Source organism: Anaerobiospirillum sp. NML120448 (genome assembly GCF_023050945.1).
In the GTDB taxonomy this organism is placed as follows: domain Bacteria; phylum Pseudomonadota; class Gammaproteobacteria; order Enterobacterales; family Succinivibrionaceae; genus Anaerobiospirillum.
Map to the genome: position 1 here is coordinate 1 of NZ_JALKIM010000119.1, position 6,047 is coordinate 6,047.

The 6,047-nt window shown below is 37.0% G+C and carries 6 protein-coding genes; 3 read left to right on the forward strand and 3 right to left on the reverse strand.

Annotated elements, in window-relative coordinates; translation table 11 throughout:
• Positions 1-121: 121 nt before the first annotated feature.
• Positions 122-973 carry an exo-alpha-sialidase gene (locus MXE38_RS11770; RefSeq protein WP_246915285.1) on the reverse strand — a complete coding sequence of 284 codons (852 nt, stop codon included), beginning with the start codon at positions 971-973 and terminating at the stop codon, positions 122-124.
• A gap of 27 nt (positions 974-1,000) precedes the next feature.
• Entirely contained in the window at positions 1,001-1,741 is a 741-nt protein-coding gene (locus MXE38_RS11775; RefSeq protein WP_246915288.1) for an IclR family transcriptional regulator, read from the reverse strand.
• A 537-nt stretch (positions 1,742-2,278) separates the two neighbouring features.
• Here MXE38_RS11775 and MXE38_RS11780 point away from each other — a divergent pair.
• Both MXE38_RS11780 and MXE38_RS11785 read left to right on the forward strand, forming a co-directional pair.
• On the forward strand, positions 2,279-3,298 hold the full coding sequence (locus tag MXE38_RS11780; protein ID WP_246915291.1) for a helix-turn-helix domain-containing protein: 1,020 nt from the start codon (positions 2,279-2,281) through the stop codon (positions 3,296-3,298).
• Positions 3,299-3,765: 467 nt separating this feature from the next.
• Positions 3,766-4,749, forward strand: a complete 984-nt coding sequence (locus MXE38_RS11785; protein WP_246915294.1) for a dihydrodipicolinate synthase family protein — start codon at positions 3,766-3,768, stop codon at positions 4,747-4,749.
• Between the two features lie 105 nt (positions 4,750-4,854).
• On the opposite strand, the gene MXE38_RS11790 is transcribed toward MXE38_RS11785, so the two are convergent.
• Positions 4,855-5,106, reverse strand: coding sequence for a hypothetical protein (locus tag MXE38_RS11790; protein ID WP_246915297.1), 252 nt, complete (start codon positions 5,104-5,106; stop codon positions 4,855-4,857).
• 295 nt (positions 5,107-5,401) lie between these two features.
• On the opposite strand from MXE38_RS11790, the gene MXE38_RS11795 reads away from it, so the two are divergent.
• On the forward strand, positions 5,402-5,959 hold the full coding sequence (locus MXE38_RS11795; RefSeq protein ID WP_246915301.1) for a hypothetical protein: 558 nt from the start codon (positions 5,402-5,404) through the stop codon (positions 5,957-5,959).
• The last annotated feature ends 88 nt before the right edge of the window (positions 5,960-6,047 follow it).

Below are 6,047 nucleotides of genomic sequence, written 5' to 3' on the forward strand. Positions count from 1 at the left end.
TCTTTAGCCTCTCTTGAGAATAAGTTATTTGGTTACTTTGATAAGTACAAAGCTCCAAATGATAAGTTCAAAAGTTTATGTTCTTTCAAATGTTTTAATACCTAATTATTTTTGTCGTTTACTATAGGTGTTCTAAATCAATGCCGCTATTATTGTTGGGCAGTTCAAGGGCATAAGGTTTACTCCAAGTTAAGCCCTCATCGCCACTATCTGCTTTGAATATGTATCCTAAAGAAGAGCGCATTAGCATATGCACTCCTAAATTATCCTCAAATAAAGTTGGCTGGATAATGCCTTGCCCTGTAAAAGATTGAGCTGATAAGGGAATAAGTGAGCTATTAGCCTCAGCTTGTGCTGCTGTTAGTCGGTCAGCAAGTAAAGGATCACTAAGATCTACCTTTACCTCTTGAGACTTTTGTAAATTGGTAAAGTTTGCATCACTGATATCGACAAAGCAGCGCCATGGGCCATCTTCTAAAGAAGCTGGACTTAAAACCTTGCCTGATTTAGTAACTAAAGGCTTATTTCTAACAGGGCCACGTCCGCCTATATCGCCAGGAACTAACTCCTTTGCAGGACTAAAAGTTTGACCATTATCGTAAGAGTGGCAAATCATGCTTTGCCAAGTACTAATTTGATTGCCCTCTTTAAAAATCAAAATAATATGTTGCTCATCAACTCTAAAGAATACAGGGTTCCACTGCGCATTGTGTCTTTGAGTAGGGGTAGCTTGGGCATCCTTTATCACTACGTCACTTAAAGGACACAGCTTATAATTTTTGCCCTGCTTAAGGTAGCTTAAATAAATGGCAGTATCGCTATGACCTTCATAAGGGCCTGCAAAGAAAGCTACGAGCAGATTATCCTTACTAATTTCAATGAAATTCGAGGCGTGGCACATAGCAAAGAGCTTGCTAGCTTGCTCTTCATCAAAAGCAAAATAAGACTCTGTGATCTTTACTTTGGTATTCATTGCAAAACTCTTAGCCTATAGTTGAGCTTAAAAAGATCCTGAGATGGTATCAGCTGCTGACTTTAATAAGAGCGCTAACTCCTCAATACGCTTATTAGGAAATCTTAGTGAGGGGCCAGTAATACTTAATCCGCCCCGCACTTTGCCATTTTTATCAAAAACAGCTACAGCTACACACTTAATACCAAACTCATGTTCCATATTGTCAATGCTATAGCCACGTAGTTTAATACGCTCTAGCTCATCTAATAAATCTTTGGCAGTAGTAATGGTGTTTTCAGTAATTTGTTTTAATGGGCCATTGCAAATAGCATCTTGTTCTTCTTTTGGTAAGTGGGCTAAAACAGCCTTGCCCAGTCCTGTACAATATAAAGGTGCGGTCATACCAAGTACTGGTTTAGTACTAAAGTTTTCACTAGGAAAACCACCTTCTAAGTAGAGAATTTTGTCTCCATAAGGAACACCAAAGTAGCAGATCTCTTGTACCTCATTAGAGATTAAAGCAACTTGTTTACGTGCTACTTCTTGGAATGAAAGCCGATTGGCAATTTTTTGCGCAATAGTAAGAAATTTGTAATCTAAACTATAGCGTCTACTATCAGGATCGCGCCTTACATAGCCTAAATGCTCAAAAGTAGACAAAATATCGTGGGCATTGCTCTTGTTAATCTGCAATTTGGAGGCAATTTCAGTAACTCCATAGTCATTTTGCTCGCCTGCCATGACATCAATTAATTGCATAGCTTTGATTAAGGATTTTTGCAACATAAGCAAGAGCTCCATAAAAATGAATAGCTGCGCAAGCAAAGCCACTTAAGAACTTGTGTTAATTTTGGTGTGCTTTGCTAGTGATAAATTGTATTTTCTTAAAAAAAGACTGCAATATATTATCTTTTTTATTAAAAATCTAAGCAATTGTGAACCATATCATATTTTCTCTGATAAAGAACTCTGTATGGCATTAAAGAAAATTAAGTCTAACCAGCTGTTAGCAAAAGCTTGATATTAAGCCTTTTTAGCCAATTTATGATACAGATAAGAGTTTAGTACTAGCATTAATCAAGCTTAGATGTATTACCTGCCTGTTCGCTATTTCTAGAATAATGTTCTTAAATACAGAACAATTATAACTTAATCTATATTGAAATGATTAAACTTTGAAGTGGGTCGGATAAATTTGCTGCCAAAGGCTCTATATTATTGGAATGAAATAATGAATCATGTTCTGTAATAAAGAACATAATCTAATGTTTGTAGTTGTTTTGAAGGCTTAAGTAAGTCTACGTTCTTATACGGTATTAGTGAATGGATATTAGTAATATTAAGTCCCAGTTAGACTTAATTGACAAAACTAACAGTGGTACTTTTGCTTATAGAAAACATCAATACGAGGATAGCAATGGTGCTCTATCAGGAAATTTAACCAATCAAACTAAATACAAAAGTACTAATGCTAAACAGCGTCAAGTGCTCGTATATCACTTGGAATATGAGCTTATCAGAGTAGTTAGTGGTACTTTTACCCTAACCATTAATGACCATCACTATACCTTGCAAGAGGGGCAGTATGCCTGGATTGGAGCCGAGCAATTACATCAGTTAGAAGTAAAGCAAGTAGATACTAAAGAAAAGACCTGCTCCTATAGTTGTGAAAGCTTGTTTTTCGACTTGCAAAGCTTAGGCAAGATCTTGGGCCAGCTTAATGATTTTATTAATTTAATTACCGCATGCCATATTAGAGTTAATAGTGTATTTGACCCTAATATTAGCGAAGACTCTCTAGTTTGTGAGCAGTTGACCTTGCTCTTTAATAGCATTAGACGCATAAACGAGCTTGAAGATCACAGCCATGCTTATAGTTCTTACGCTAAAAGAAATTCTTTGGAGTTAGTGGTTTTAGGACAATTACTTTCTTGTTTAGGCATGATCCAACTCAACCAAAGATATACCTCTTATGAGGACAAGTTCAATGTAGCTTTAAAAAGTTCATTAAACAAAAGCGTTAATTTAATGCGCTTCATTTACGATAACTATTGCTCTAGCCTAACTTTAGATGATTTGGCTAAAGTTGCCGATTTACAACCTAATTACCTGTGTCGCTTTTTTAAAGAACTGACTGGTAAGCGTCCTTTTGACTACATTAATAATTTGAGAATTAATGAAGCAGCCAAGCGTCTGGCTAATAGCAACCAAAGTGTTTACCAAATTGCCTATGCCTGCGGCTTCCAAGATCCATGCTATTTCACTCGCATCTTTAAGAAGCACATGGGTATCTCCCCAATAGCATTTCGTAAACAAAGCCACCCCAAACCAACTCAAGAGTAGCCCAAATAGTACTCTTAAGCTAAATAATCGTGAAAAGCCCAGCCCCCTGCCACCATTTAAGCCAATGATTGGAGAGAGTGCCATCACCGCAAAAAAGAGCAATAGCAATTGCTATAGCTCTCTTAGCCAGTCATCGTAAGGATAATTGTCTTTGGAGCTCACCTTGCAAAGGGCATTAGTTTACAAACAAGAAAACTAGCAAGCATTAGGATGAAAGTAGTGGCTAAAGACTGGGATTAATGGACTATTAGTTGTGATGTTTGTTCTGTATTAAAGAACGTAGTTATTAAATTTCATACAAAATTCTAATTTTTTGCTGAAAAAAAGATAAAAAGTTAATTTTGTTCAACAAATGATTAAATATTTACAAGCAATATTAGATTGAGCACACTAAAGTAAAACAAAGTTAAGCAAATTACTGGTAATGTTTTTGGTAATTGTGATTTTGAAATTACGTGAGGATAACAATGAGTGCATTAGCTTTTCCAGGTGGTGCATGGCCTGTCATGCTAACTCCTTTTACCGATGATAATCAGGTTGATTATGAGGCGCTTAAGGCCCTTACTAAGTGGTATATTGACAATGGCTGCTCTGGTTTGTTTGCTAATTGTCAGTCCTCTGAAATGTTCTTTCTATCGCTTGAGGAAAGAGTAAAAATTGCCAAAACTGTTATGGAAGTTGCAGCTCAAACCAAAGCTAGCTCTTTATCAGTTTTGCCACAAGGCTCTTGCGTTCCAGTAATTGTTTCTGGTCATATTGCTGATAGTATTGAAGATCAAATTGCTGAATTACAAGAAATTGCTAAAACTAAGCCAGCAGCTTTAATTTTTATTACTAATCGCTTTGCTAAAGAAGATGAGAGCGATGAAGTATGGCGTGCTAATTGTCAAAAGGTTATGGATGCTTTACCTGAGGACTTGCCTTTAGGTATGTATGAGTGCCCTTATCCTTATAAGCGCTTAATCTCAATTGAGAATTTAACATGGTGTGCTAATACTGGTCGCTTCTATTTCTTAAAAGATACCTGCTGCGATTTAAAGACCATAGTAGAGCGTATTGATGCAGTAAAAGGCACTAATCTTAAGATTTATAATGCCAATACCACCACCTTACTAGATTCTTTAGTAGCTGGCGCTCATGGCTTTAGTGGAGTTATGGCTTCCTTCCAAATGTCTGAGTATGCCTACTTATGCAAACATGCCTTAGATAAGGATGAGCAGAGTATTGCTACTAACAATAAGCTCCAAGACCTTCTAACTGTGACCTCTTTAATTGAGCGTCAGTATTATCCAGTTAATGCCAAATACTACTTAAAGACTTATGAGCATTTACCAATGGGTACCTTTACTCGAGTAAAGGATCATAGCCTCTTGGTAGAAACACTAAAACAAGATGTAGCTGCGCTCAAGCGCTTGTCTGATTCAGTAGTAGCAAGCTTAGGCATTAAATAATGGCTTAAACCAATGCTTTAGTTTAGCCACAAACATAGCCCTTAGATGCATTGATGTCTAAGGGCTTTTCTTTTGTAGTAAGACTAAGAATAAGCGGCACTGTTCTTATGATTTAACCTTAGAGATTTTAGTAAAAAAAGCAAAATCAGGTAGTAAAAATTGCACTATAGGGCCTACCAGTAAGGAGCCTATAATTGAGCCCTCACGCACTTCTGTAATTTCACTAAAGTTTGATTGCCATAGCGATACTACAACAGCCACAATTACCAAGCTCATATCAAAGAGTAGCTTAACCTTGCCTAAACTATAGTGCTTTTGCCGAGAGTAAATTACTACCAAGCCATCGCTAGGCAGCATGGCAACATTTGCTTTAGTCTCAAAAGTAATACACAAAGCTATCTATGATAATACTGCTGATTACACAACAGAGGGCTAATGCCTATCATAAAAACGCAATAGCGTCTTAAGAGCTACCCTTTGTTAGTGATCATATAAATACTCGGCAAAAAACATTCAATCGTTGCTAAAATGGGATAAGTAAGCAAAAAACCTTACTTTAGATGGCTTATCGACATTGTTCTATGAATCATATCAAGGATCAAGCCATGCCCTGATAATCTTAAACAGGTAAGACCTTTTAGGAGAAAAAAGTATGGAAAACTTTAAGTGCCCTTCCTGGCTAAAAGCCCATATCAAAGATGTAGTGCACAAAGACAATCCAGTTGTGGTTTCCCTATGCTCATCAAGCGGCAGTGAACATTTAGAGCTTAAGTTTTTTGGCGAACTTACCAAAGTTCTAGGCGAAGATGCACTTTACATTGTATCAACCCTTGATAATCCTGCCTTAGTTGTAGCCAAAGATCCTCAAACTGGAGAGCTTTTTGTAATTTTTGATGGCGCATGCCATGGCTACAATAATATGTTTTGCGATGAGTACGAGCCGATGATGGTTGAGCATCGACAGTTAGAGTTTTACAGCCAAGCAAGATTTAGAATTTTAGCCGAGTTTGGCTATAGCATTGATTATGAGGATGAAAAAGATGAGTATGAATTTGACGATGAGGGAAACACCATATTAATCAATGGTACTACCATGCCTTGGGAACAAGTGAAAACTGATGGTATAGATTATTTTGCCCTCTACCTTATCGATGAACAGGGCCAAAAAATCCCACCTGTACGGACGACGAATTCACTTTTCAAGCCGTAATTAACAAAAAAAGTGTGTTTTGTCAAGCCATTGTAGATATAGCGTAGAGAGCTATGACTATGCTGCCATTAGATCTACTTCATTGCAG